Source organism: Mesorhizobium sp. WSM4842 (genome assembly GCF_055901575.1).
Genome location: NZ_CM148372.1, coordinates 1,744,243 through 1,769,958, shown reverse-complemented (window position 1 = coordinate 1,769,958; position 25,716 = coordinate 1,744,243). Strand labels below are relative to the sequence as shown.

The following is a 25,716-nucleotide window of genomic DNA, read 5'->3' as shown; positions in this document are numbered from 1 at the left end:
TGTTGCCGGAAACGACAGTCCCCTCTGCAACACGCGCTAGCGAGAGCCGTAGCATGACGTCAAGTGACGAGCGTCCGCCGAATTTTCGCCGCCGCCTCTTCTGGTTTGGCGCTTTCATCCTTGTGCTGTTCGGCCTCTACAGCGCCGGCTGGTTCTACCTGGCGGACAAGGTCAAGAGCGAAGCCGACAAAGCAGTGGCCGAGCTCAACGGCAATGGCATCGAGGCGGACTGCGCCAATCTCACGGTCAGCGGCTATCCGCTGAGCTTCGCGGTTTCCTGCGACAGCCTGGCTTATCAGGACGACAACAGGAACGTCGCAGCCTCGCTCGGCAGCCTCAACGCCGTCACGCACATCACCCAGATCCTGTCGCCTGGCGCCGACCTGCGGGGGCCGCTCAGAACCTCCGTGCCGGGGATGGCGCCGCTGTGGATCGATTGGGATGATCTGCGAGCGAACGTCAAACTATCCTGGCCCCTGCCCCGGCGCGTTTCACTGGAGGCCGAGGGCCTGTCAGCCCAGACCGATCCGGCGGATGGCACAGACCCGGTCGAGTTGTTCAGCGCCGGGACAGCGGCCGGACAACTGCGTCCGAACGGCCAGGACATCGACTATTCCGGGAGTTTCACCAATCTCGAAATCGAACCGGATGCCATCGATGGCCGCGTGCTGCCGTCGCTCGACGGCAGTGGCGACGTGACGCTGAAGAACGGCGTGGCGCTGATCAAGACACAAACAGAGAGCCTGCGCGGCCAGGCGATGGATATCGGCAAGCTTGATCTGTCGTCGGGGACCGCGCGCGTCACCGTTTCCGGACCGGTGTCGGTCGATGCCGACGGGCTGATCGACGCCGACCTGATGATCAAGCTCAGCGATCCGAAGGCGGTGGCGGCAATCCTCGGCAAGGCCATTCCCGAGCAGAAGAGCCAGATCAAAACCGGCTTTGCCGGGCTGGCGCTGCTTGGCAACGAACCGTCGATGCCCCTCAAGGTCGTCAAGGGCAAGGCCTCGCTGGGTTTTATCCCGCTGGGCAGGATCAAGCCGGTCGATTAGACCATGATTGCGAACCTCCAGTTCGGAGAAGATCATGATGAAACAGGAAGATAGATGAACAGCCCGGTGAAGCTCCTGAGTGTTGGCGCGCTGACGCTCGATACCATCCTTCGCGTCGACACGCTTCCGGCACGTCAGGGCAAGTTCATCGCGTCCGACGGCGTCCAGATCGCCTCGGGCATGGCTTCGAGCGCGGCCTGCGCCGCACGTCGCCTCGGCGCGGACGTATCGCTATGGGCGAGCGCGGGCGACGACCTCGTCGGCGATCAGCTGGTCGCCGGGATCGAGGCCGAAGGCGTCGATTGCAGCTTTGTCCGGCGCGTCGGCGGCGCGCGGTCGGCACTGTCGGCCATCTTGGTCGACACGCATGGCGAGCGCATCATCGTTCCATTCTATGACCAACTCGCCCAGGCCGACCCCGGGGCGCTTCCCATTCAAGATCTCACCGCATTCGACGCCGTCCTGGTCGATGTGCGCTGGCCGGGCGCAGCAGCTCTGGCCATGGCGGCGGCGCGCGAAATCGGCCGTCCGGCCATACTGGACGCCGACACCGCGCCACGAGACGTGCTGGAACGGCTGTTTCCGCTGGCCTCGCACATCGTCGCGTCGGAGCCGGCGGCGTTCATCCTCGGCGGCGAGGAACGAGGTCCGCAAAAGGCCTGTGAAGCGCTGGGCAGACGCACCGATGCGTTTGTCGCGGTGACCGGCGGCGCGGCGGGAAGCTGGTGGTTCGACCGCTCGGCTGGGTCCGTGCGCCATGTCGCAGCGCCAAGGATCAACGCAGTGGATACGCTTGCCGCCGGCGACGTGTTTCACGGCGCCTTTGCCGTCGGGTTGGCGGAGGCGATGCCGATCGAACGGACATTGCGCTTTGCCAGCGCCGCCGCCGCGCTCAAATGCCTGCGCTTCGGCGGCAGGCTGGGCGCGCCGGACAGGGCCGAGACACTGGCGATGATGGCGGCTCACTGGCCGGCCTGAGACAGCGGCGGACTTTCAAATCGAATCGTACCGCTGCTCTATCTTTTTGTTTGAGCATCGGATTTTCCCAAAACCAGTACCCACTTTTGGGTCCGATGCTCTATCCCTTGGCCGGGTGCTCGACTGCCTGCCGGCCAAAGTCCGGTACGTCGATGTCCTGACCGGCCTCGATGATCGAGCGGCGGACGGCGCGGGTGCGGGTGAACAGGTCGAAAAGTTTTTCGCCGTCGCCCCAGCGGATCGCCCGCTGCAGCGAGGCCAGATCTTCCGAGAACCGCGCCAGCATTTCGAGAATGGCGTCCTTGTTGTGCAGGCAGACGTCCCGCCACATCGTCGGGTCGGACGCGGCAAGGCGAGTGAAGTCGCGAAAGCCGGAGGCCGAATATTTGATCACCTCGGACTTGGTCACCGACTCCAGGTCGTCGGCGGTTCCGACGATGTTGTAGGCGATGATGTGCGGCAGATGCGAGACGATGGCCAATGTCATGTCGTGATGCTGGGGATCCATCGTGTCGATGTTGGAGCCGCAGCGGCGCCAGAATTCCGAGAGCTTTTCCAAGGCGGCCGGATCGGTGCCGGGCAACGGCGTGAAGATGCACCAGCGGTTTTCGAACAGTTCGGCAAAGCCGGCGTCCGGGCCCGATTTTTCAGTGCCGGCCAGCGGATGGCCGGGAATGAAATGCACGCCAGCAGGCACATGCGGCTGCATCTGCGCGATGACCGACGCCTTGGTCGAGCCGACATCGGTGAGGATGGCGCCCTGCTTCAGCGCCGGTGCGATTTCCTCGGCGACCTCGCCCGAAGAGCCGACCGGCACCGAAACGATGACCAGGTCGGCATCGCCGACCGCCTCTTTCGCGTCCATCGCGTAGGAGGAGCCGAGGCCGAGTTCCCGCGCCCGCGCCAGGGTCGTTTCGCTGCGCGTCGAGATGGCGACGTGACCGGCAAGGCCTTCGCGATGGATTACGCGGGCCAGCGACGAGCCGATCAGGCCAATGCCGACCAGCGCGATCTTTTCGAACATCGGTGATGTCATGGTCTTCTAGCTTTTCAGAAATGTCGCGAGGGCGGCGACAACGCCGCGATTGGCCTCTTCGGTGCCGATGCTCATGCGCAGTGCATTGGGGAAGCCGTAGCCGGAAACGCGCCGCAATATATAGCCGCGCGCGGAGAGGTAATCGTCCGCAGCTGCCGCCGAATGTTTTTTGTCCTCGGGAAAGTGGATGAGGACGAAATTGCCGACGCTCGGCGTCACCCGCAGTCCGAGTTTGGTCAACTCCTCGCTCACCCATCGCAGCCAAGTGTCGTTATGAGCCACGCTGCGCTCGACATGGGCGCGGTCGCGGATCGCGGCAATGCCGGCCTCGATCGCCGTCGCGTTGACGTTGAAGGGACCTCGCACGCGGTTGATCGCGTCGATGATATGCATCGGCGCGTACATCCAGCCGATCCGCGCACCGCCGAGGCCGAGCTTGGAGAAGGTGCGGGTCATAACCACGTTTTCCGCGCCAGCCACCAGCTCGACGCCGGCTTCATAATCATTGCGGCGGACATATTCGGCATAGGCTGCATCCAGCACCAGAAGCACGTTTCGAGGCAGGCTGGCATGCAGGCGGCGCACCTCCTGGAACGGCAAATAGGTGCCGGTCGGGTTGTTGGGATTGGCGAGGAAGATGATCCTGGTACGCGGCGTCACCGCAGCGAGGATCGCATCGACGTCGGCGCGCTCATTGGTTTCCTTGACCGACACCGGGACAGCACCTGCCGACTGGATGTAGATCTTGTAGACCATGAAGCCGTGTTCGGTGATCACAGCTTCATGGCCGGGCGCGAGATAGGTCTGCGCAAGCAGGCCGAGAATCTCGTCGGAACCATTGGAACAGACGATGTTCGCCGGGTTGAGGCCATGCACCTCAGCGATCGCCTCCCGCAGGCGCCTGGCGGTGCCGTCGGGATATATGTCGAGTTTGGCCGCGACGTCGCGCGCGGCTTCTATCGCCTTCGGCGAGGGGCCGAGCGGGTTCTCGTTCGACGACAATTTGTGGACCTTGGCAACGCCGGCCGGCGCCGTGCTTTTGCCCGGCACATAGGCTTCGATGTCCATGATCCCCGCGCGGGGCGTTGGACGTGCCTGATCCGATGCCTGGTTCATATTGCAAAAATCCGTCGAGAACGCTTCCACCTAGTGTGGTGGATTTGAAGTTCCTGCCATTTTGGTGGCAACAGCGCTCAGGAACTTCAAATCCAGCACACTAGAATTCATTGGTTGCTAGTGTGGCGAATCCGAAATTCGCCCACTGCGCTGCTCCAACGCGATGCGAATTTCGGATTCGCCACACTAGAAGCCGCAGCGGAAATACAAGCCGTGGCCTGGAATGTCGAGAGGCGGCGATCATGGGTGAGCGACTGGCGTGGGTGAACGACTGGCCGTTGACGCCGAGACGCTCCGGTCCTAGAAGAAAGGCGAAATCCCGTGGTGATTTGGCCGGTCGGCTTGCAGCCACGTTAAACAACTCGCTAAAGGGCCGTTTGCATCCTGTAACCGGCTTTGCGAAGGCGATGTCGGTTTTTTGTTGTCCGTAGCCGGCCGGACAGTCGCATCGACCCGAAAATCGGAATCGACTTTCGGAAAGCGCGATGGGTTAATGTAAGAGGATGCGATGGTCGCGCTGCTCACTAAAAGAACCAACAACGAGGCCGACGAGCCGTCGAGCCCGGTGTTGCGTTTCGGTGCCGACGAGCCGCTCAAGCTCGATGCCGGCACGCTGCTGTCACCGTTCCAGATCGCCTACAAGACTTACGGCACGCTCAACGACGCCCGCTCCAACGCCATCCTCGTCTGCCATGCACTGACCGGCGACCAGCATGTCGCCAGCACCAATCCAGTGACCGGCAAGCCGGGCTGGTGGGAAGTGCTGATTGGCCCCGGCAAGATCATCGACACCAGCCGCTTCTTCGTCATCTGCTCAAACGTCATCGGCGGCTGCCTCGGCTCGACCGGCCCCGCCTCGACCAATCCAGCCACCGGCAAGCCCTACGGGCTCGACCTGCCGATCATCACCATCCGCGACATGGTGCGGGCGCAGTTGATGCTGGTCGATCATTTCGGCATCGAAAAACTGTTCTCGGTGCTCGGCGGCTCGATGGGCGGCATGCAGGTGCTACAATGGGCGTCGAGCTATCCGGAGCGCGTTTTCTCGGCGCTGCCGATCGCCACTGGCGCACGCCATTCCTCGCAGAACATCGCCTTCCATGAGGTCGGCCGGCAAGCGGTGATGGCCGATCCGGACTGGCATGGCGGCAAATATTTCGAGCAGGGCAAGCGCCCGGAAAAGGGACTGGCTGTGGCGCGCATGGCCGCTCACATCACTTATCTGTCGGAGGCGGCCCTGCACCGGAAGTTTGGCCGCAACCTGCAGGACCGTGAAGCGCTCACCTTCGGTTTCGACGCCGACTTCCAGATTGAGAGCTATCTGCGCCATCAGGGCATGACCTTCGTCGACCGCTTCGACGCCAACTCCTATCTCTACATGACCCGGGCGATGGACTATTTCGATCTCGCCGCCGATCATGGCGGCCGGCTGGCCGACGCCTTTGCCGGCACCAGAACCCGTTTCTGCCTGGTCTCCTTCACCAGCGACTGGCTGTTCCCGACCGAGGAGAGCCGCTCGGTCGTTCACGCGTTGAACGCGGCCGGCGCCTCGGTGTCCTTCGTCGAGATCGAGACCGATCGCGGCCACGACGCCTTCCTGCTCGACGAGCCGGAGCTGTTTGCTGCCATCAACGGCTTTATCGCCTCGGCGGCTCGCGCCAGGGGGCTCAGCGCATGATCCCTGAAGATTGCAGGCTTTCCGGACCGGCATCTTGCGCCATGCATCAGCGCATGACCCCGAAAAGTTGCAGACTTTTCGGACCGGGATCATGTGCCAGGCAGCGCATGGCCCCGAAAAGTTGCAGACTTTTCGGATCAAGGTCATGCGCCAAGCAAAAGCCACGATCATGAGTGTCAACCACGCCCAGCGCGTCGACCTCGAAGTCGTCGCCGATCTCATCCCGCCGCAGTCGCGGGTGCTGGACGTCGGCTCCGGTGATGGCCTGCTGCTCGAATTGCTGCAGGCAACGAAGCAGGTCGACGGCCGTGGGATGGAACTGTCGCAGCGCGGCGTCAACGAATGCGTGGCGCGCGGCCTGTCCGTCATCCAGGGCGACGCCGACAAGGACCTCAAATTCTATCCCGACAAGGGTTTTGATTTCGTCGTCCTGTCGCAGACCTTGCAGGCGACCCGCAACCCGAAGCTGGTGCTCGACGAGTTGCTTAGGATCGGCAAGCACGCCATCGTCTCCTTCCCCAATTTCGGCCACTGGCGGGTGCGCCTTTCGCTGTTCGTCGAAGGGCGGATGCCGGTGACCAAGGACCTGCCCTATTCCTGGTACGACACGCCCAACATCCATTTCTGCACCATCCGCGACTTCGTCAATCTCTGCGAAGAGCTCGGCGCAACGGTAGAAAAAGCAACCGCGCTCGACGCCAATGGCCAGAAAATCGGCCTGTCGATGCCTTGGTGGTTCTGGAATTTCTTTGGCCAGCAAGCGGTGTTCCTGCTGAAGCGATAACGGCCGTCGCATATGGCGCGCGGCCGGCAAGAGTCCGGAGACCATCTGCGACTGTTCGCCATTCATCGACCAAGTCTAGCTAGCGATCAAGCTCCGGAAAATACGGATCGGAGAAAAACTGGCGGCCGCGCTCGCCTTGCAAACAGTCGACCGGCGTTGCCGCATCGACCCGGAGTGTCGCGGGAGCGGCCCTGGGACCGGCAACACCGCTGACCTCCAGGACCAGCTTGCGGCGTATGGCGGTCACGAATTCGGAAGCGGCATAGACCGGCAGCACGAAGGAACCTGGCCCGCCGGTAACGCACTCGGCATAGTACCGGTCGAGATGGCTAAAGCTGGGCGACGGGCTGATCAGGATCGGCAGGCCGTTGACGACGATGTCCTTTGCCACCGCGGCGTCGCGTGTCGTGGTGACGGGCATCCCGGTATTGTTGGGGCCATCGCCTGAAATGTCGATGACGCTGCGCGTCGCGTCGAAAGCGGCTCCATCCAAAAGCTTGGCGCCGAAGGCGAGCGCACCGGAAATCGAGGTGCCGCGAAAGCTCCTGAACGGGCGCGCCTCGATCTTGTCGGCGAAAGCGTTAGCGCTCTCAGCATTGTCGATGACCTGCCAGGCAATGACCGCATCGTCGCGGACGGTGCCTGCCCATTCGAAATAGGCCAGCGCAATGCGGCCGGTCACGCCCGAACGCACCGCATTGATGAAGTCGGGATGGCGCAGCGCCTCGACATAGCCAGCGCGCTGCAGCGCGAATTCCTTTTCGTCCATCGAGTGCGAAATGTCGACCGCCAGCACCAGTTCGACGTCCACTGCAATGGCATCGGCGGGCGCGGCGAGTGGTGCTGCCTGAGCGCAGGCAAGGCAGGCAAGCAGGCTAATGCATGTCGCCCAAAAGTGCGCAGCGGCTTTGGGGTAACGACATGAATAGAAACAGAGGCTTAAAGCGTGTCGCATGAATCTCTTCACCGGGACGCGCTTTAAGCGCGTCAAGCATGGGTCCAACGCCGCAGGCTTTCGAACGATACCAGCCAATCTTTCGCTGCGATCACGGCGAAATAAAGCTTGGCGGCGTATAGCCGGCTACGTCTCTTGGTAGGCTGCGGCGACGGCCGGGGGTGGTTCGATCGCGCCGGCCCTGACACGGACTGGCTTGAGAGCCGGTCGCTCGATGTCTTTCACAATCGCCAATGAGCGTGGAAAGAATTCAATGTTCTGCTGGCCTCGGCCGATATTGAGGATTGCGGCGTCGGCCAGACGCGCCTCCAGCATCGACAGCACCCGCCTCAGCGTCGCGCCGTCGAACGTGTCCAAGGCCTCGTCGATGATCACCCATTTCGGCTGCCGCAAGACCAGCCGGGCAAAGGCAAGCAGGCGCTGCTCGTCATCGCTCAATTCGCGCTCCCAGCGCGCCGAGCGGTCGAGCGAGGACGACAGACGCCCGAGACCGACCTCGGCAAGCACCGCCGAGATCTCGGCGTCGCTAACCGCCGCATCGGCGTGGTCGAGCACTTCGCGCAGCGTGCCGAGCGGGAAATAGGGTTTTCGGGGAACGAAGGCGGGCACCTCTCCGGCCGGCATGCCGATCCGCCCGCTTCCCCACGGCCACAGACCGGCAATGGCGCGAAAGAACAGCGTCTTGCCGGCGCGCGGATCTCCGGTGATCATGACGCGCTCGCCGGCGCGGATTTCGATATGGGGCTCGGCGAGCTTCGTACATCCATCCCGCGACGCGACCTCGAGGTTCTCGAATGTCAGCCTGCCATTCGGGTTTTCGCCGATCGTGATGCGTTCTTCGCTATCGTGCAGCACATCCGTTTCAACGAGCGCGATGCGGAAATCGGCGACGCGCATCAGCGTGGCGCGCCAATCGGCGATACCGCCGATATTGTTGATGAACCAGCGCAACGAGGCATGCACCTGGTTGAAGGCGCCGACTGCCATCATCAGCCCGCCGAAGCTGATATCGCCGGCAAAATAGACCGGCGAGGCGACGAGGATCGGCGCGACGACAGTGATCCAGCCATAGGTATCGGTCACCCAGGAAAGATTGATCTGGGCGCTGTAGATGCGCCGCATCGCGCCCAGCACCGTGCCGAGGTCGAGCTCGAGCCGTCGTCTCGCGTCGGCCTCGCCGTGCGCAAGCGCGATGGCATCGACATTCTCGTTGACGCGGACAACCGAGGAGCGCAGCTCCGCTTCACGCGTATAGCGGTCGCTGTTGAAGCGGATGAGCGGCCGTCCGACCAGCCAGCTCAGCCAGGAGGCCGTGCCGGCATAGAGGATCGCGGCCCACACCATGTAGCCCGGAATGGCCAGCGAATAGCCGCCGATATGGAAGACGAAGCCCGAAGACAGCGACCATAGGACGCCGACGAACGAAACAAGCAGAATGAACGATTGCAACAGCCCTATGCCGAGACCGGTGGAAAGATCGGAGAGATGCCCGGCATCCTGCTGCAGGCGCTGGTCAGGGTTGACGCCGATGGCGCCGGCGTTGGCGAGCCGGAAGGCGCGGGCCGGCCGCATCCATTCACCGATCAGATCGAGGGTCAACGCCTCGCGCAGCTTCAGCCGGATCGTCTGGTCGAGCCAGGTCTGGCCGACATTGAGCACCACAAGCCCGCCGGCGATGGCGGCAAAGACCAGAAGCTGGTGCAGGAAGCCCTGCATGTCGCGCCGAGCCAGCGCATCGTAGAAGGGCTCGTTCCAGCGATTGAGCAGAACCTGCCCAATCGAGGTTGCCACAATGACGGCGACTATGCCGACGCAGGCCCAGAGCAGGTGTTTGCGGATCGGCGAGGTCCCCAGCGCCAGCTTGATCGTCGCCAATTGGTCACGCAGGCTGCTGGTTTCGATCGACGCGGCAACCGGCTTGGCGCTGGCTTCGACATCCGGATAATCAGCCATTGGTGAAGTCCTTCAATTCGGAAGCGGTGCTGGAACCGATGAACATGTCGACTCAATCGGGTACCTAACCCGCCCTCGACAGATAGGTGAGAAAAAGCGCGATTCCGATCACGAACATGTCATCGACGGCCCGGCAATGTTGCGTTCCCGGTCGGCGATATCCGGCCGAGCCTTGTGGCGCCATGCGGCGAGAAAACCGGCACGAAGACGCGGCGAGAGGCGCGCTGGACGACCGGCACGCCCTGATAGAGCCGCTTCTGCGCCTCGACCACGATGACGCCGGAAAAGATCGGCCAGAACCTGCGGCCGGCGCGCTCCAGCACATTGTGGAACTGCATCATGAAGCGTCGCCGCGATGGCGGGAAGAACAGGGCGTCGGACCAGGCCGCGGGCGTGAAGTTTGCTTCGCGCAGCAATTCGGTGAGTTGGCCGCGCGAAAACGGCCGGCCGCTGCCGAACGGCGTATGCTCGAAACGGGCCCAGACACCGCGCCGGTTGGGCACGACGATGACGACGCGGCCGGCGGGCGACAGCACCCGCCAGATTTCGTTCAGCGTCTCGCGCGGGTTCTCGGCATGTTCGAGTGAATGGACGAGCAGCATGCGGTCGATGGAGGCATCGACCAGCGGCAATTCCTCATCGAAGACCAGTGCGGTCGCGGTCGGCCCCGTAGCCGGCCAGACCACCGCGCCTTGCGTTGCCGGCATGAAGGCAAAGACGCGCTCGGCGTCGGTGCCGAACCGCTCCAGCCACGGCAAGGTGTAACCGAGGCCGACCAGCCGCTCATTGGGCACGACAGCCCATATCGAGGACAACGCCATGGTGATCGAGCGTTCGGCCAATCGCCCGAGCGTGGTCGAATAGAAGGAGCGAAGGTCGACGATATCGGAATGCATGCGCGGGACGGTATCTTCGATGCTGTCCAAGTTCAACAAAGGCGCCAAGTTCTACAAACGCGGATGACATCCGCGGGCAAGCGCCCTATGTCTGCGGCGACTACTGCATCGGCCCGAAATCGGTTTCGATTTCGGAAAGCACGATGCAGCAGATAAAAGTGTTTAGAGCGTCCTTTGTGCGTCCAACTGGACGCACGGCGCACTAGTGGAGAGAACGCCATGCCGGTTGAAATCGAACAGTTCATGTGCCGCAGCGACAATTTCGGTGTGCTGGTGCATGACCCGAAAAGCGGCCAGACCGCGATCATCGACGCGCCCGAGGAGGCGCCGATCCTGGCCGCGATCGAGCGTACCGGCTGGACGCCGACGATGATCCTGACCACCCATCACCATGTCGACCATGTCGAGGCCAATCTGGCGCTGAAGGAGCGCTTCAAGCTGCGCATCGTCGGACCGGAAGCGGAAAAGGCAAAAATCCCCGGCATCGAGGAAACCGTCGAGCAAGGTTCGGTCATCCACCTCGGCGACGAGAGGATCGACGTGATCGCCACGCCCGGCCACACGGCAGGCCATGTCTCCTATCATCTGCCTGCATCGAAAGTGGCGTTCACCGCCGACACGCTGTTCGCGCTCGGCTGCGGCCGGCTGTTCGAGTGCAAGCCGCCGGTGATGTACGATTCGTTGAAAAAGCTCGCGGCACTTCCGGCCGAGACGGTCGTTTATTGCGGCCATGAATACACGCTCTCCAACGCCCGCTTCGCGCTGACCGTCGACCCGACCAATTCGGCATTGAAGGAGCGCGCTGCGAAAATCGAGGCGCTGCGCGCCGACGGCAAGCCGACGCTGCCGACCACGATCGGCGAGGAACTGTCGACCAATCCGTTCCTGCGCTGGCACGACCCGGCAATCCGCAAGCATCTCGGCATGGAGAAAGCCTCCGACGCCGAAGTGTTCGCCGAAATTCGCAAGCGCAAGGACAACTTCTGAGCACCATGACGTACTGGAAATCGTGACCAGTTCCGCCGAAATCATCGCAACGCTCGGCCTGAAACCGCATCCGGAAGGCGGCTGGTATGCCGAGACCTTCCGCGATGGCGCGGAGGGCGCGCGCGGGCATTCGACCGCGATCTATTTCCTTTTGGAGCAGGAGCAAGTGTCGGCCTGGCACCGCGTCAAGGACGCGGCCGAGGTCTGGCACTTTTACGCCGGCGCTTCGCTGGAGCTGTCGATGCACCGGGAAAACGGACCGGTGATCGAGCAGGTGCTCGGCACGGCATTGGCGGCGGGCGAGCGGCCGCAGATCGTCGTGCCGGCAGGCTGGTGGCAATCGGCACGCAGCCTGGGCGAGTGGACGCTGGTCGGCTGCACCGTGGCGCCAGGCTTCGATTTCGCCGCCTTCGAACTGGCGGCACCGGGCTGGCAGCCGGGAACGCCCTAGCTATGTCGAGATTCAGGTCAGGCCGAGCCGGAGTCGAAGACGGATGCGAAGCGACCAAACAGGTGGATTCCGAGAACCGGAACGGGGCGTAACGTTTGGGAATATGAGTACGGGAAGCGCAGGAAAACCCCGTTTGCAGGCCCGCATCACTTGAATATCGACCTCCCTAACCCAGCAGGAAACCCATCGTGATCGCCAGCTGGGCGGCGTAATACAGCATCCAGACCGCGTGGCGCGTCCAGGCGCGGTGCGGCGAGATGGCGCTCAGCAGGAACTTTTCCGAGGCGAGCAGCCCGTCGGACGCCATGAACAGCGCGGCGCCGCAGATGATCCAGAAATTGCTCAGGGTGAGGGCTGAAATCGCCATGGCGAGGATTGCCGCGATATAGACGCCGACCGGAAGGCGCAAGGCAGGGCCGACACGGCGCCAGAGCGCAAAAAGCATGGCGAGCGCGAACACGGCCATTGCCACAGCAATCGCCGCGCGCCACGGCTCGGCCGAGAGCAGCCCGACCCCGTCGCCGAAGCGCAGGAACAGCGCGATGTAAAGCCCATGCGCAACGAGAAAACTGGCCAGCCCGCCGAGAAAAGCCTTTTCACCCTCGCGTGACAGCAACGCGTCGCCGATGGCGCTGAGCGTCAGCGCCGCTACGAGCAGCCACGGACCGCCCTGCAGCGATGCCAGCACGCCAAGCATTGCCACGGCGAGCGTCTTGACCGCAGAACGCGCAAGCGTCGGCGGCATGTCGATGGTGAAGACGTAGATCACCGCCGCCACCAGCGAAAACAGCAGCGTCGCATTGGCGTTGGCGTCGATGCCGCCGGGAAACGGCATCACGCCTCTGCCTCGCTCGCAGCCCTCTTGCGCAAGAACAGCGATTTCGCCGCAAGGGCTGCCCCGCCGGTTATCAGCACGCAGGCGGCGAGTATCCGCAGAGACGGCTCGGCGAAACCGGCTGATATCAGCACCAGCGTCGACAGCAGCGGCGCGGCATAGCTCGCCGCGCCCAGCACCTGGATGTTGCCGCGCTTGACGCCGATATCCCAGGCGTAGAAGGCCGCGCCCACCGGCATCAGGCCGAGGCCGAGCACGGCCAGCCACTGGCCGGCGCCGACAGGCAGCACCGTCTGTTCCAGCATGAGATGGCAGACAAGCGAAAGCGCTGCCGTAGCCGCACAGAACCAGGTGACGATGCTGGTCGGCACCGACGGAAAGCGGCGCGACAACAGCGAATAGTACGACCACAGCACGGCGCAGACGCCGGCCATTGCATAGCCGAAGGCATAGCGTGCGTCGAAGGCAAGCCCGCCACCCTTGGTGACGATCAGGACAGTGCCGGCAAGGCCGAGCAGCGCGCCGACGACATGGTTCCAGGCCAGCCGCTCGCCCGGCATCAGCGCCGATCCGAGCACGATCAGCAGCGGCCACAGATAGGCGATGAGGCTCGCCTCCACCGCCGGCGCGTTGCGCAGCGCGGTGAAGTAGAAGAAGTGATAGCCGAACAGGCCGGCAATGCCGATCAGCCACACTTGCGGCGGTATCTTCTCGCTGCTGTCGGTGGCCGGCGTGAACAGCCGCGCGACGAGCCCGACGCCGGTGCCGATCGTGAAGGTGATCGCCGAAAGCAGGAACGGCGGCACCGCGCCGGAGGCGTCCGTAAGCAGCGCCAGCAGCGCCCACATGGCGATCGCCGAGAAGCCGATCAGTGTTGCGCGCCCCATGTCCGTCTCCGGCGGCGCGCGATCGCGCCTATTCTGTCGCTTCGAACCGCTCCGCGCTGACGGTGAGGGTGCCGATTTTCGTACCGACCGTGGCGTGGATCGGCGCATATACGCCGGTTTGGCCGACCGGTGCAAACGTCACCATGATGCGGCTGCGATCCTTCAGGTACTTCAAAGCTTTGCGGTTCTTGCGGTAACCCGCCACTGGCTCAAAACCCAGCCTGCAAGTGACGGTATCGCCCTCGTAGCCGCGCACCGAGGTCGAGCCTTTCGACTCGTAGGTCAGCGTCAGATTGGCACGCATCTCGCCGTCATAGAGTTTCACCGTGCGCCCGCAGACCTTGTCGAGGCTATCGGCATGGATGACGGTGGCGGCCATCGGATCAAGCACCGATGCGAGATGGCCGGCGCCCAGCGGTATCCAATTCTTGGGATTGCGCTTCTTCGGCGCAGGCACGACCTTCGTCGCGATAACGGCGCCATTGGCGAACTGGATATCGATCATCGACGCCTTCTCGCCCGACTTGTAGTCGGCGTGGAACGCTTGCGGCTGCAATTGCTTGCCCGAAATCTTGCCCTTTGACGAGATCGTGCCACGTGTGTCGTCGAAGATTGTGGCTAGGCCGGCGCTGGAGACGCTGCCGTCGATCGAATAGGTATCGCCTTCGTAACTGCTGGAAAAGGTTGCCTTTGCCACCGAGAGGCCGAGGATCGACACCGTATACTCGCCCTTGAAGGATTGTGGCGTGGCAGCAGACGCTGCCGTCGGCAGCGCGACGGCAAGCGAGGCAAGGAGAGCATGAGACGAACGAAGCATGGCGGGGATTGATCCTCGATTTTTCAGCGGAAGCGGACAACTCCGGCCTAGTATCTCCTTGTGCGACCGCTTATAGGCTGAATTCCGGCCTTTATGTGAAAGGCGTCGTCACACCCGCGCGCAAGCCGGAGCTTGACGCATCGGCGAAATGCAACTATGGAACGCCAACTTTTTCCATAAGGCCGCCTGACCGAAACCGCGCGCCACCCGGCGCGGGTCGAATGTTTGGCCAGACCGAGAACTGAAGGTTTAGAACCATGTCCCGCACCTGCGAACTCACTGCCAAGGCAGTCATGTCCGGCAACAATGTGAGCCACGCCAATAACAAGAGCAAGCGTCGCTTCCTGCCCAATCTCGTCAATGTGACGCTGATCTCGGAAGCGCTGAACCAGAATGTGCGCCTGCGCATTTCGGCCAACGCGCTGCGTTCGGTCGAGCACCGCGGCGGCCTTGATGCGTTCCTGGCCAAGGCCGACGCCAAGGAGCTGTCGCAGCGCGCGCGCCTGCTGAAGAAGCAGATCGCCAAGAAGCTTGCCGAACAGCCGGCCGCTTAATTTTTCAGGCAACCGCCTTCCAAGGAGTGTCGTCCGAACTCGGCATGACACCCCGCTGGTTCCATTACCCAGGATAAAAAAATGAGTTTTTTCTCCCGATATCTGCCCTTTGTTGCGGCCATGGCGCTTGTCGTGGTGGCGTCGAACATCCTCGTGCAGTTCCCGCTGCAAGGTGCGATCGGCGGCTTGTCGCTGGCCGACATTCTGACCTGGGGCGCCTTCACCTATCCGTTCTCCTTCCTGGTCACCGACCTTGCCAACCGCCGTTACGGTCCGGCCGTGGCGCGCCGGATCGTGTTTGTCGGCTTCACGGCGGCGGTGATCTGCTCGGTCGTCATCCCGCCCTTGCTGTTCCGCTACGGTCTGATCGAGTTCGAAACGGCCGCCGACCGGCTGGTGCGCATTGCGGCGGCTTCCGGCACCGCGTTCCTGATCGCGCAATTGCTCGACGTGACCGTGTTCAACCGGCTGCGCCGGCAGAGCTGGTGGCGGGCGCCGATCGTCGGCACGCTGGTCGGCTCGGTATTCGACACCGCCGTGTTCTTCACCGTCGCTTTTTCCGCGGCTTTCGCCTTCGCTGGCCCGAACGATGGCTTCGCGCTCGAAACAGCGCCGCTGATGGGCGTGCTGCCGGTCGAGGCCATGCGCTGGGTGTCATGGGCGCTCGGCGACCTCGGCGTGAAGCTGATCATCGCCGTGGTGGCGCTGATCCCCTACCGGCTGCTTGCCGCCCGCTGGAGCCAGCCGGCACTGGCGGCATAGAGCATGATCCCTGAAAGTGGGAACCGGTTTTTGCTATCGCTGACCTTCGGTTCGGAAAAGATCATGCTCACAGGTTCTCGAGCATGATCCCATGGGTCCAGCTCGATACCGCGCAAACGCCTGACGGCGACCACGAGCTTCGCCTGAAACAACGCGGCGCCGAATTCTCGATCATGCTCGGCTCGAACGAGCTGATGAACAGCCGCCTCAGCGGCTCCGAGGAAGCGCTGGCGAGGCTATCCTGCCAAAGGATTGCCGGCCGCCGGCAAGCCAAAATCCTGATCGGTGGACTGGGCATGGGTTTTACGCTGCGCGCCGCCCTTGCCGAGCTTGGCACCGATGCCGGTATCGTTGTCGCCGAGTTGGTGCCCGCCGTCGTGGCGTGGGCGCGCCGCCCGATGGCGGCGGTGTTCGGCGGCTGTCTCGACGATCCGCGCGTGACTGTTCGCGAAATGGATGTCGGGCAGCTCATACGATCGGAAGCCTCGGCCTGGGATGCCATCCTGCTCGACGTCGACAACGGTCCGGAAGGGATCGTCCACCAGGCCAACGATGCTCTCTACAGTATAGCCGGGCTGATCAGCGCGAGAGCAGCGCTCAAGCCCGGCGGCGTTCTGGCGGTCTGGTCACAGGGACCCGACAGCGGCTTTGCCCGCAGGCTCAAGCAGGCAGGCTTCGCGGTCGAGGAAGTCAAGGTCCGCGCCAATGGCAAGCGCGGCGCGCGCCACGTCATCTGGATCGCGACCAACGGACCCCGGCCTGCGGCAACCGGCGCGAAGCTGTAGAGCCGTCCCTTGCCGACCGCCTCTCAATCCTCGTGCAGCACAAATTCCAGGTAGAGATTGCGCTGCAGCATCGAGTGGTTGTCGTCGGAGATCAGCGACACCATCAGCGCGCCGTCGTCGCGGGTCCAGACGTCTAGCCCTTCCATGTTGTCGATCTGGTAGCTCATGTCGGCTTCCATCAGCACCGGCCCGTCGGCAACGGCGCCCTTCTCAACGCTCTCGCCATAGATGCGCCGCAGCCGGATCTTGACGCCGCGGGCCATCGAATAGCTGCGCTCCAAAAGCAAGAGGTCGCCGTCCGGCAGGAAGGCGCCGTCGGTGATATCGAAATCGCCGTTGCGCTTAACGGTGAAAACGCCTTTGTGCGGCCCTTCGATAACAGCCGCATAGATGTTGCCTGATTTGTCGAGGCTCTTTTCCGAGACCACGACCAGGCCGCCTTCGTGCTGCCCGTGAGGATTGGCGTGGGTGATGGTCTCAAAGCCACGATTCCGTCGGAGCTCCCAGGCAGGAACCAGGAAGTCGAGCTGCCTGAACGGCGGCTTCATGTCGCCCGGTTCGATCTTGAACTGTGCAATGCGGTGATCGCGCTCGAAGCCGACTGTGGCAATGCCGTCCTTGACCGCAAGCCCTTCGGCGTCGACCTGCCATTTCTCATCGATCACATGGCCCGCCTCGTCGGCCATCTGCTGCATGCGGAAATTCCGAATGCCGGACGGGCGCTTGTCGGCATCATGGGTAACCGTGCCGAAGAACCAGAAACCGGTGTCGGCGACGCCGATAAAATCACTGCCGGGCTTGAGGAAGCGAAACGCCGACAGCGCGCCGAAATCGCGTGACGGCGAGGTCATTTCCAGCCCGCCGACGAATTCGAGCGGGCCGAACCGCTTCTCGTCACGGCCGATGTGAAACCGGTCTATCGGCCGTGCCGAGATTTCGATCGGCTCGACCGAAGCGGTGCCGGCGGCGATGCAAGGCGACAGGGCGATGCCGGCAACGAAAAGCGCTGTGGCGGCGAAAAGCGTCTGCCGAAAGCCGCCCCGCGAAAAAATCATCCGGCGCGCCGTATGCCGCCGCCGCTTCGCGCGTCCCGCGCACTTTCCTCGCCAAACAGCGAGGCCAGTTGCTCGGTCATGGCGCCGGCCAGTTCCTCGGCATCGACGATGGTGACGGCGCGGCGATAATAGCGGGTAACGTCGTGGCCGATGCCGATGGCCAAAAGCTCGACCGGCGAGCGCGTCTCGATCAGTTCGATCACCGCGCGCAGATGCCGTTCGAGATAGTTGCCCGGATTGACCGACAGCGTCGAATCGTCGACCGGTGCGCCGTCTGAGATCATCATCAGGATCTTGCGCTGCTCCGGCCGGGCGATTAAGCGGTTGTGCGCCCAAAGCAGCGCCTCGCCGTCAATGTTTTCCTTGAGCAGGCCCTCGCGCATCATCAGGCCGAGATTGCGGCGCGCCCGCCGCCACGGATGGTCGGCGGATTTGTAGATGATGTGGCGCAGATCGTTGAGCCGGCCGGGATTCGGCGGCTTGCCTTCCTTCAGCCATTTCTCGCGTGCCTGCCCGCCCTTCCAGGCGCGGGTGGTGAAGCCGAGAATCTCGACCGAAACGCCGCAGCGCTCCAGCGTGCGCGCCAGAATGTCGGCGCAGGTAGCGGCGACAGTGATCGGCCGGCCGCGCATCGAGCCCGAATTGTCGAGCACCAGCGTCACCACCGTGTCGCGGAATTTGGTGTCACGTTCCTGCTTGAAGGACAGCGGCTGCATCGGGTCGATGACGACGCGCACCAGCCGCGCCGGATCGAGATAACCCTCTTCGAGGTCGAAATCCCAGGACCGGTTCTGCTGCGCCATCAGGCGGCGCTGCAGCCGGTTGGCCAGCCGGCCGACAACGCCCGACAGGTTGGCAAGCTGCTTGTCAAGGAAGGCGCGCAGCCGATCTAATTCCTCTTCCTCGCACAGGTCCTCCGCACCCACCGTTTCGTCGAAGGCGGTGGTGAAGATCTTGTAGTCGATCTCCTTCGACAGATTGGTGAAGGGATTGTCGTTGCGGCGCGCCTCGCCGGGTGTCTCGGCATCGGCGTCGTCATCATCGGACAGGTCGTCGGCGGTGGCATCGGATGCCTCCGTCTCGGCCGATTGCTCGTCGTCGGACGACGCCTCGGTATCGTCGGACTGCGACTGCTCGGAGCCGGAATCGTCCTCGCCGCCCTCCTCGCTCTGGTCCTCGCCTTGCGGCTGGTTTTCGTCATTGTCCTCGGCGTCTTCGGTCTCCTGGTCGTCGCCGAGTTCCTCGGCCATTTCCATGGAAGCCAGCATCTCGCGCACGACGCGGGCGAAAGCCTGCTGGTCGTCGAGCTTTGCCGACAGCCCGTCGAGATCGGCACTTGCCTTCTCCTCGACCCACGGGCGCCAGAGGTCGACCAGCCGCTCGCCGCTCTTCGGTACGGCGCGGCCGGTCAGCTTTTCGCGGACCATCAGGGCCAGCGCTTCCTCGATCGGCGCATCGGCCTTGTCCTTGACGTCGATGAGGTTGGCCCTGGCGTATTTGTCCTCGAGCATCGAGCCGATGTTGTCGGCGACGCCCTGCATGGCGCGGGAGCCGATCGCCTCGACGCGAGCCTGCTCGACCGCATCGTAAATGGCGCGGGCCTGTTTGCCCTCCGGCGCCAGCCTGGTGTGGATGCGCGTGTCGTGGCAGGCGCGCTTCAACGCCATGGAATCGCCTAGCCCGCGGGTGATGGCGATGTCGGCCTTGGACGCTTTCTTCGGCAGTTCAGGCAGCCGGGCGCGGCTGCCGGCGAGCGCCGGCCGATCCTTGGCGAAACCGACTTCGAGGTCCTTGTCGCCGGCAATCGCGCGCATGCAGACGGTGACGGCGCGCTTGAAGCTGTCGGCTTCAGAACCCGTCTTCGACTTGTTGCGCGTGTTGTCGCCCGGACCCGCCATCGATCATTCCTTGGAGCATGACCCCGAAAATCGGAATCGAGCCATGCTTAGCCCAGCACCACGTTCGCTGCGCTCTCCGGCAGGTCCTGGCCGAAGGCGCGCTGGTAGAACTCGGCGACCAGCGAGCGTTCCAGCTCGTCGCATTTGTTGAGGAAGGTCAGCCTGAACGCCATGCCGATATCGCCGAAGATCTCGGCATTCTCGGCCCAGGTGATGACAGTGCGCGGGCTCATGACAGTCGACAGGTCACCATTGATGAAGGCCGAGCGCGTCATGTCGGCGACACGCACCATCTTGTTGACGATCTCCTTGCCCTTGCCGTCGCGATAGTGCTTGGCCTTGGCCAGCACGATATTCACCTCGTTGTCGTGCGGCAGATAGTTCAGCGTGGTGACGATCGACCAGCGGTCCATCTGCGCCTGGTTGATCTGCTGGGTGCCGTGATAGAGGCCGGTGGTATCACCGAGACCGACGGTGTTGGCGGTCGAAAACAGCCGGAACGCCGGATGCGGGCGGATGACCCGGCTTTGGTCGAGCAGCGTCAGCCGGCCGGACGATTCCAGCACGCGCTGAATGACGAACATCACGTCCGGACGGCCGGCATCGTACTCGTCGAAGCACAGCGCGACATTGTGCTGGTAGGCCCAGGGCAGGATGCCGTCGCGGAATTCGGTGATCTGCAGCCCTTCCTTGACGACGATGGCGTCTTTGCCGACGAGGTCGATGCGGCTGACATGACTGTCGAGATTGACGCGCACCATAGGCCAGTTGAGGCGGGCGGCGACCTGCTCGATATGCGTCGACTTGCCGGTGCCGTGGTAGCCCGACACCATGACGCGACGGTTGTAGGCAAAGCCGGCGAGGATCGCCATCGTCGTGTTCTTGTCGAACAGGTAGTCCGGGTCGATGTCGGGCACATGCTCGCTCGTCACCGAATAGGCCGGCACCACCATCTTGGACTCGAAGCCAAATTTCTCCTTCACCGGCACAGTGGTGTCGGGCAGGTTGGCGATGTCGCGATCGACCTTGTTCATCGTATCAACGTCTCCACGGGCGAAACGCCTGATTTCGCCGGCAATCGATTTTGTCCGGGGGCGGTCTTAAAGCCTTTTCCAACCTTATGAAAGTTTGAAAACGACACGAACCGTAAGGTCGCTCAGCACAATCCTGCCTGCTTGAGCACGCGATAGGCCTGGAGCACATCGCGGAACCGGTCTTCCGAACCTCTGTCGCCGCCATTCGCATCCGGATGGTGGCGTTTCACCAGTTCCTTATACCGCGCCTTGATGTCCTTGCCAGTCGCCTTTGTATCAAGGCCAAGCGTTTCCAGCGCCTTGGCCTCAAGCGGCTTGGCCTTGCGCTCGCGGGCTTCGCGCGGATCCTTCGGACCTTTGAACAGGTCGAACGGATCGCGCATGCGGTTGTAGTAGCCGGCGCGGCCGGAACGCTGCTGGGCGAAATCGGGCGAGGAGCGCGTCGAGGCGCCGTTGACGCCCATCTTCCATGTCGGCCGGTGGCCGGTCATCGCTTCCTTCTGAAAGCGGGCGATCTCGGTATCGGGGACACCGGAGAAATAATTGAAGCCCTTGTTGTACTCGCGGACATGATCGAAGCAAAACTGAAAATATTCGCCCTCCTTCATGCGTCCGACCGGCGCGCGATGGGTGCCAGCCTCCTTGCACCCGTCCCACTGGCAGATCGGCGAGCGCGACTTCAGCTCCGCATCCTTCTCCGGGCGGATGCGGATTTTCTCGAAATATTTGGGGTACGGTTTCATCTCACCCATTTATGGGCTGTTCGCCGGTGCGAAACAAGAATTGACATTTTCGCGATGATCGCCCTAACCGCTGAATCGCGGCATTTAAGCGGGCGATCGGCGAATTTTGTCGCGGCGAGGGTACCGCGCGTCCTTCCGGACGCGCAAAGGGCGCCGATTTTCGGGGGTCATGCGCCCGCCATATGTGGTGAAGGGAAGTACGAATGTCCATACAGTCGACGATGGAAGGCAAGTTGAAGAAGGCGTTCTCGCCGGAGCGGCTGGTCATCATCAACGAAAGCCATCTGCATGCAGGCCATCACCATCAGGACTCCGACCATCACGGCACCTATGACGGTACCGGCGAGACGCATTTCCGCGTCCGCATCGTCTCCTCGGCCTTTGCCGGCATGAGCCGCATCGAGCGCCACCGCGCGGTCAACGCATTGCTGGCCGACGAGTTGAAGGCTGGTGTCCACGCGCTGGCGATCGAGCCGGCCGCGCCGGACGAAAAGACCAGGTGGTAGGCATTAGAGCAATTCCAGGAAAAGTGTGAAACGGTTTTCCCGGGAAAAGCGCATAGCGCTTTCCCTAGGGAATTGCGCAAAAACAAAGAGATAGAGCGGTTCGGCGTTTCCGTGAAACGATGAACCGCTCTATCCGAGCGCTGCCTTCAGGAAAATCATCACCGCACGCGTCAAGGCGTCGCCTTCGTCGCCGAAATCGCGATTGATCGACATGTGCGAATAGGCGCTGCCGTCGAACAGTGTCACCTCCGTTCCGGTCGCCCGCAGGCGCTCGGCGAAGGCCCGTGAGGCTGCCGCACGACCCGCTGCGCGCGAATAGGCGATGAAGGTCGGCGAATGTTTGCGGCTCCCGACATGGGTGGCAGGCGACAGCGCGCGCCACTGAGCCGGGTCGGGAAATGCCCGGGCATAGGCCGGTGTCATGCCGCCGCTCCTCGCAAGCGCCTCCAGGTCATAGGCCCTGGTGTCGTTCAGGACCAGCGCCGCGACGTCGGGCAGACCGCCGCGCAGCCCGGTCAGTGCGGCGAGATGGCAGCCGGCCGAATGCCCCATGACCGCTATCCGGTTCGGATCGCCGCCGTATCTGGCGATGTTGGCGCGCACGTAGCGATATGCCTGCTCGACATCGTCGGCCTGGGTGGCGACATCGGCCTTAGGCAGCATCCGGTAGTCGATGGAGACGAAGCAGAAGCCGTTGTCGAGCAGGAAGGCCGGCTTGACGTTGACGTTGGTGCGATTGCCGGCCCGCCAGGCACCGCCATGGATGAAAAGGACCACAGGCAGGGAGCTTGCGCCATCAAGCGAGTAGATGTCGAGCCTGGCCGGTCCGTAGTCGAAGGTTTGCGGAGACGGCGAGCGCCGGCGCGATGCCGCCGGAGCGCTGGCCGGCAACAAAGCCATCGACATCAAAAGCAGGGTTCGCCGATCGATCACCGTCATCTCCAGACAGCCCAGTCGAAAGTGCACGCCGGCGCGGCGAGCGTCCAGTCAAGGATTGGTTAGCCGGGACAGAACCTACCGGAACTAAATGTCGCCGGCCGGCCTGATCCTCAGCCTTGCGATCCGGTTCTTGTCGCGCTTCATGACGACGAAGCGCTTGCCGTGAAAGGTGAAAGCCTGCTTCTCGTCCGGAATCAATTGCGTCTCGTGGATAACGAGACCGGCAATGGTGGTGGCTTCTTCGTCCGGCAGGTTCCAGTCGAGCGCCCGGTTCAGGTCGCGGATCGACACAGTGCCGTCGACGACAACGGAGCCGTCGGCTTCCTGCTTGACGCCCTGCATGTCGATATCGTGCTCGTCGGCGATTTCGCCGACGATCTCCTCGATGATGTCCTCCAGCGTCACCAACCCCTCGACCTCGCCATACTCGTCGACGACGATGGCGAAATGCGCCTTGCGGCGCAGAAAGGCGTTGAGCTGTTCCTGCAGCGTCGTGGTGTCGGGCACGAACCACGGTTTTGTCGCGATCTTCATCACGTCGATCTGGGAAAAGTCGTTGCCGACATCGTTCAGCGCGCGCAGCAGGTCCTTGGCGTGCAGCACGCCGACGATGTTGTCGAGCGAGCCCTTCCACAACGGCAGGCGGGTATGCGGGCTCTGCAGGATCTCGCGCACCACCGCTTCCGGCGGATTGTCGGCATTGACCGACCGCATGTTGGTGCGATGGACCATGACATCGGACACTTCGAGCTCATCGAGATCGGACAGGCGACCGATGCGGGCGCGATCCTCGCGCACCACCTGGCCGCCGCGCCGAAAATCGTCGACGGCGCCGCGCGCTTCATCATGGTTCGAATGCTGCGGCTCGATGCGCTGCAATTGATAGCCGAAGGCGGCGAGCAGGCGCGCGCGAAAGGCGAAGGCGAGCAGGCCGAGCCCGGCAAGGACGCCAGCGACGATCCAGCCGCCCTCGTTCATCCCGGGCGGCTCTTCTGCTGACCCGGGTTGCCTTTCGGCTGACCCGGTCGGCCTCTCTGCTGCCCCGGGCTGCCTTTCGGCTGACCCGGATGGTTCTCCCTCAGAAACGACAGCACTTCCGACGCCGGCACATCCCTGGCGATGAAGGCCTGGCCGATGCCGCGCGTCAGGATGAAGGTCAGCGCGCCGCGCGACACCTTCTTGTCCTGGGTGATGAAGGCGAGCAGCGCCTCGGCATCAGGCAGTTCACCCGGAATATCGGCCATGCGCCAAGGCAGGCCAACGGCGCGAAGATGCGCCTCGACGCGCGCCGCGTCGTCGGGACTTGCCAGATTGAGGCGCGACGAAAAGCGATAAGCCAGCGCCATGCCGATGGCGACTCCCTCGCCGTGGACAAGACGGGCGCTGTCATATCGGGTGGCGGCCTCGAGCGCATGGCCGAACGTGTGGCCGAGATTGAGCAGCGCGCGGTCGCCGGTCTCGAACTCGTCGCGGGCGACGACATCGGCCTTGGCGCGGCAGGCTTCGGCGATGGCCTCGGCTCGCTGCGGGCCGCCGGCAAACACTTTGCCCCAGTTCTCCTCCAGCCAGGCGAAGAAGTCGGGGCGGTCGATGAGCCCGTATTTGGCGAGTTCGGCGTAACCCGCCCTGAATTCCCGGATCGGCAGCGTGTCGAGCACTTCGGTATCGATCAGCACCAGTTTCGGCTGGTGGAAGACGCCGACGAGGTTCTTGCCGCGCGCACTGTTGATGCCGGTCTTGCCGCCGACGGAAGAGTCGACCTGCGCCAGCAGCGAAGTCGGGATCTGCACGAAATTCATGCCGCGGCGCACGATGCCGGCGGCAAAGCCGGCCAGATCGCCGATGACACCGCCGCCGAGCGCGATGACGACATCGCCGCGCTCCAGTCTTGCGGCGAGGACGCCGTCCACCACCTCTTCGAGATGCGCAAAACTCTTGGTTTTTTCCCCAGCCGGCAGCGTGATCACGGCAGGCTGGGTGCCGCCCTTTTCGAGGCCGGCTTTTAACGTCTCGAGGTGGGCTGCGGCGACGTTGACGTCGGTGACCACCGCGGCGCGCGTGCCGGGCAGGCGGCGCGAAATCTCGCTGCCGGCGCGCAAAAGCAGGCCGGAGCCGATCAATATGTCATAGGCACGATCGCCAAGCCCGACTTCGACGGTGACTGTCGCATTGATGCTCACGACCGCACCTCGCCTGTCGCGGCTGCAACGCCGAAATACCCGCAAAGCGCGTTCACCACCTCGGCCGCAATGACCTCCTTGCGATCGTCGCGGGTCGGCACGGTGACATCTGCGGCTGCGTAAACCGGATAGCGCTCGGCCATCAACCGCTCGATCACGGCGCGCGGATCGGCGCTTTTCAGGAGCGGCCGGTTCTGCTTCTTGGAAACGCGGTCCATCAGGAGGTCGATCTCGGCCTTCAGCCATACCGACACGCCATGGCCGGCAATGGCTTCCCGCGTCTGCGCGCTCATGAAGGCGCCGCCGCCCGTCGACAGCACCTGCGGCCCGTGTTCCAGCACGCGCAGGATGACGCGCTGCTCCAGCGCCCGGAACTCGGTCTCGCCATAGCGTTCGAACAATTCCGGGACGCTCATGCGCGACACGCTTTCAATCTCCTGATCGCTGTCGATGAAAGGCAGTCCCAGGATCGCCGCCACCTTGCGGCCGATCGCCGTCTTGCCGGCGCCCATAAGGCCGACAAAGACGATGGAACGGTTGCCCAGCCGGCCGAGCAGCGCGGCATGGCTCTCATCAGGGGGATTTGCTGGTAGCGCGTTCATGACACCATGATGTTTCTAAGCAGGTTCCGAAAAAAGTGTCCCACGTTTTGCGACAAGAACCTGCGACAACCAAAGAATCCAAGCAGGCCCTCTTTGCCGGCGTATCGACATCAAAAGCCTGATTGCGTCAAGCGTGGCGCGGCCGCGCGTCGTCCGAGCTTCGCCCTTGAATTGGCCGGATTGGCGTCTCATAAGGGCACAGGGTTTGGAAACGCAGAACAAGCAGACGGGCG

Annotated in this window: 26 protein-coding genes and 1 riboswitch; of the genes, 10 read left to right on the top strand and 16 right to left on the bottom strand. The window is 63.3% G+C overall.

The features are described 5' to 3' along the window. Positions 1-53 precede the first annotated feature (53 nt). Together AC0NIE_RS08480 and AC0NIE_RS08475 are read left to right on the top strand one after the other, a co-directional pair. On the top strand, positions 54-1,052 hold the full coding sequence (locus AC0NIE_RS08480; RefSeq protein ID WP_473488114.1) for a DUF2125 domain-containing protein: 999 nt from the start codon (positions 54-56) through the stop codon (positions 1,050-1,052). A 54-nt stretch (positions 1,053-1,106) separates the two neighbouring features. Next, positions 1,107-2,030, top strand: coding sequence for a sugar kinase (locus AC0NIE_RS08475; RefSeq protein ID WP_123148622.1), 924 nt, complete (start codon positions 1,107-1,109; stop codon positions 2,028-2,030). 100 nt (positions 2,031-2,130) lie between these two features. Here the strand turns inward: AC0NIE_RS08475 and AC0NIE_RS08470 are convergent, their stop codons facing one another. Together AC0NIE_RS08470 and hisC are read right to left on the bottom strand one after the other, a co-directional pair. Then, positions 2,131-3,066 carry a prephenate/arogenate dehydrogenase family protein gene (locus tag AC0NIE_RS08470; RefSeq protein ID WP_473488113.1) on the bottom strand — a complete coding sequence of 312 codons (936 nt, stop codon included), beginning with the start codon at positions 3,064-3,066 and terminating at the stop codon, positions 2,131-2,133. Positions 3,067-3,072: 6 nt separating this feature from the next. Then, entirely contained in the window at positions 3,073-4,182 is a 1,110-nt protein-coding gene (gene hisC / locus AC0NIE_RS08465) for a histidinol-phosphate transaminase (RefSeq protein ID WP_473488112.1), read from the bottom strand. A 311-nt stretch (positions 4,183-4,493) separates the two neighbouring features. Next, positions 4,494-4,571: riboswitch (SAM riboswitch) on the top strand. A gap of 119 nt (positions 4,572-4,690) precedes the next feature. Here hisC and metX point away from each other — a divergent pair. Continuing rightward, on the top strand, positions 4,691-5,860 hold the full coding sequence (gene metX / locus AC0NIE_RS08460; RefSeq protein WP_473488111.1) for a homoserine O-acetyltransferase MetX: 1,170 nt from the start codon (positions 4,691-4,693) through the stop codon (positions 5,858-5,860). A gap of 169 nt (positions 5,861-6,029) precedes the next feature. Then, entirely contained in the window at positions 6,030-6,644 is a 615-nt protein-coding gene (gene metW / locus AC0NIE_RS08455; protein ID WP_023797197.1) for a methionine biosynthesis protein MetW, read from the top strand. Positions 6,645-6,723: 79 nt separating this feature from the next. On the opposite strand, the gene AC0NIE_RS08450 is transcribed toward metW, so the two are convergent. From AC0NIE_RS08450 to AC0NIE_RS08440, 3 genes are all read right to left on the bottom strand, one after another. Continuing rightward, entirely contained in the window at positions 6,724-7,524 is an 801-nt protein-coding gene (locus AC0NIE_RS08450; RefSeq protein ID WP_425294106.1) for a DUF1194 domain-containing protein, read from the bottom strand. Positions 7,525-7,725: 201 nt separating this feature from the next. After that, positions 7,726-9,552, bottom strand: coding sequence for an ABC transporter ATP-binding protein/permease (locus tag AC0NIE_RS08445; RefSeq protein WP_473488110.1), 1,827 nt, complete (start codon positions 9,550-9,552; stop codon positions 7,726-7,728). A gap of 119 nt (positions 9,553-9,671) precedes the next feature. After that, positions 9,672-10,448, bottom strand: coding sequence for a class I SAM-dependent methyltransferase (locus AC0NIE_RS08440; protein ID WP_473488135.1), 777 nt, complete (start codon positions 10,446-10,448; stop codon positions 9,672-9,674). A 219-nt stretch (positions 10,449-10,667) separates the two neighbouring features. Between AC0NIE_RS08440 and gloB the strand changes: the two genes are divergently transcribed. Then, positions 10,668-11,435, top strand: coding sequence for a hydroxyacylglutathione hydrolase (gene gloB / locus AC0NIE_RS08435; protein WP_473488109.1), 768 nt, complete (start codon positions 10,668-10,670; stop codon positions 11,433-11,435). Positions 11,436-11,457: 22 nt separating this feature from the next. Beyond that, a complete protein-coding gene (locus AC0NIE_RS08430; RefSeq protein ID WP_473488108.1) occupies positions 11,458-11,886 on the top strand; it encodes a cupin domain-containing protein in 429 nt (142 codons plus the stop codon). Positions 11,887-12,052: 166 nt separating this feature from the next. On the opposite strand, the gene AC0NIE_RS08425 is transcribed toward AC0NIE_RS08430, so the two are convergent. The 3 genes from AC0NIE_RS08425 to AC0NIE_RS08415 are packed head-to-tail and all read right to left on the bottom strand — an operon-like array spanning position 12,053 to position 14,425. Further along, positions 12,053-12,721: a lysoplasmalogenase gene (locus AC0NIE_RS08425; RefSeq protein ID WP_473488107.1), complete on the bottom strand. Its 669-nt coding sequence runs from the start codon at positions 12,719-12,721 to the stop codon at positions 12,053-12,055. Next, positions 12,721-13,608 carry an aromatic amino acid exporter YddG gene (gene yddG / locus AC0NIE_RS08420; RefSeq protein WP_473488106.1) on the bottom strand — a complete coding sequence of 296 codons (888 nt, stop codon included), beginning with the start codon at positions 13,606-13,608 and terminating at the stop codon, positions 12,721-12,723. The genes AC0NIE_RS08425 and yddG overlap by 1 nt, the downstream gene beginning before the upstream one ends. Positions 13,609-13,636: 28 nt before the next feature. Continuing rightward, a complete protein-coding gene (locus AC0NIE_RS08415) occupies positions 13,637-14,425 on the bottom strand; it encodes a DUF3108 domain-containing protein (protein ID WP_473488105.1) in 789 nt (262 codons plus the stop codon). A 257-nt stretch (positions 14,426-14,682) separates the two neighbouring features. On the opposite strand from AC0NIE_RS08415, the gene rpmB reads away from it, so the two are divergent. The 3 genes from rpmB (at position 14,683) to AC0NIE_RS08400 (ending at position 16,526) form a co-directional block, all read left to right on the top strand. Beyond that, positions 14,683-14,979 carry a 50S ribosomal protein L28 gene (gene rpmB, locus AC0NIE_RS08410; RefSeq protein ID WP_023797188.1) on the top strand — a complete coding sequence of 99 codons (297 nt, stop codon included), beginning with the start codon at positions 14,683-14,685 and terminating at the stop codon, positions 14,977-14,979. 81 nt (positions 14,980-15,060) lie between these two features. Beyond that, complete coding sequence (locus AC0NIE_RS08405; RefSeq protein WP_473488104.1) at positions 15,061-15,741, top strand: queuosine precursor transporter; 681 nt, start codon at positions 15,061-15,063, stop codon at positions 15,739-15,741. 83 nt (positions 15,742-15,824) lie between these two features. Beyond that, positions 15,825-16,526, top strand: a complete 702-nt coding sequence (locus AC0NIE_RS08400; RefSeq protein ID WP_473488103.1) for a spermidine synthase — start codon at positions 15,825-15,827, stop codon at positions 16,524-16,526. A 23-nt stretch (positions 16,527-16,549) separates the two neighbouring features. On the opposite strand, the gene AC0NIE_RS08395 is transcribed toward AC0NIE_RS08400, so the two are convergent. The 4 genes from AC0NIE_RS08395 to AC0NIE_RS08380 form a co-directional block, all read right to left on the bottom strand. Then, entirely contained in the window at positions 16,550-17,581 is a 1,032-nt protein-coding gene (locus tag AC0NIE_RS08395) for an esterase-like activity of phytase family protein (protein ID WP_473488102.1), read from the bottom strand. Continuing rightward, positions 17,578-19,479, bottom strand: a complete 1,902-nt coding sequence (gene cobT / locus AC0NIE_RS08390) for a cobaltochelatase subunit CobT (RefSeq protein ID WP_473488101.1) — start codon at positions 19,477-19,479, stop codon at positions 17,578-17,580. Before cobT ends, AC0NIE_RS08395 begins: the two co-directional genes overlap by 4 nt. A gap of 47 nt (positions 19,480-19,526) precedes the next feature. Next, on the bottom strand, positions 19,527-20,513 hold the full coding sequence (gene cobS / locus AC0NIE_RS08385) for a cobaltochelatase subunit CobS (protein WP_258121816.1): 987 nt from the start codon (positions 20,511-20,513) through the stop codon (positions 19,527-19,529). A 122-nt stretch (positions 20,514-20,635) separates the two neighbouring features. After that, positions 20,636-21,265, bottom strand: a complete 630-nt coding sequence (locus tag AC0NIE_RS08380; protein ID WP_036262308.1) for a J domain-containing protein — start codon at positions 21,263-21,265, stop codon at positions 20,636-20,638. Positions 21,266-21,459: 194 nt separating this feature from the next. On the opposite strand from AC0NIE_RS08380, the gene AC0NIE_RS08375 reads away from it, so the two are divergent. Next, positions 21,460-21,762: a BolA family protein gene (locus AC0NIE_RS08375; RefSeq protein ID WP_077372975.1), complete on the top strand. Its 303-nt coding sequence runs from the start codon at positions 21,460-21,462 to the stop codon at positions 21,760-21,762. A gap of 129 nt (positions 21,763-21,891) precedes the next feature. Here AC0NIE_RS08375 and AC0NIE_RS08370 read toward each other — a convergent pair whose 3' ends face one another. The 4 genes from AC0NIE_RS08370 to AC0NIE_RS08355 form a co-directional block, all read right to left on the bottom strand. Further along, a complete protein-coding gene (locus tag AC0NIE_RS08370) occupies positions 21,892-22,695 on the bottom strand; it encodes an alpha/beta hydrolase (protein WP_473488100.1) in 804 nt (267 codons plus the stop codon). 90 nt (positions 22,696-22,785) lie between these two features. Beyond that, positions 22,786-23,679 carry an HlyC/CorC family transporter gene (locus tag AC0NIE_RS08365; RefSeq protein ID WP_473488099.1) on the bottom strand — a complete coding sequence of 298 codons (894 nt, stop codon included), beginning with the start codon at positions 23,677-23,679 and terminating at the stop codon, positions 22,786-22,788. After that, the gene (aroB, locus tag AC0NIE_RS08360) at positions 23,676-24,881 is read right to left on the bottom strand and encodes a 3-dehydroquinate synthase (RefSeq protein WP_473488098.1); all 1,206 of its coding nucleotides are present in this window, start codon (positions 24,879-24,881) and stop codon (positions 23,676-23,678) included. The genes AC0NIE_RS08365 and aroB overlap by 4 nt, the downstream gene beginning before the upstream one ends. Then, entirely contained in the window at positions 24,878-25,483 is a 606-nt protein-coding gene (locus AC0NIE_RS08355) for a shikimate kinase (RefSeq protein WP_473488097.1), read from the bottom strand. Before AC0NIE_RS08355 ends, aroB begins: the two co-directional genes overlap by 4 nt. Positions 25,484-25,716 lie beyond the last annotated feature (233 nt).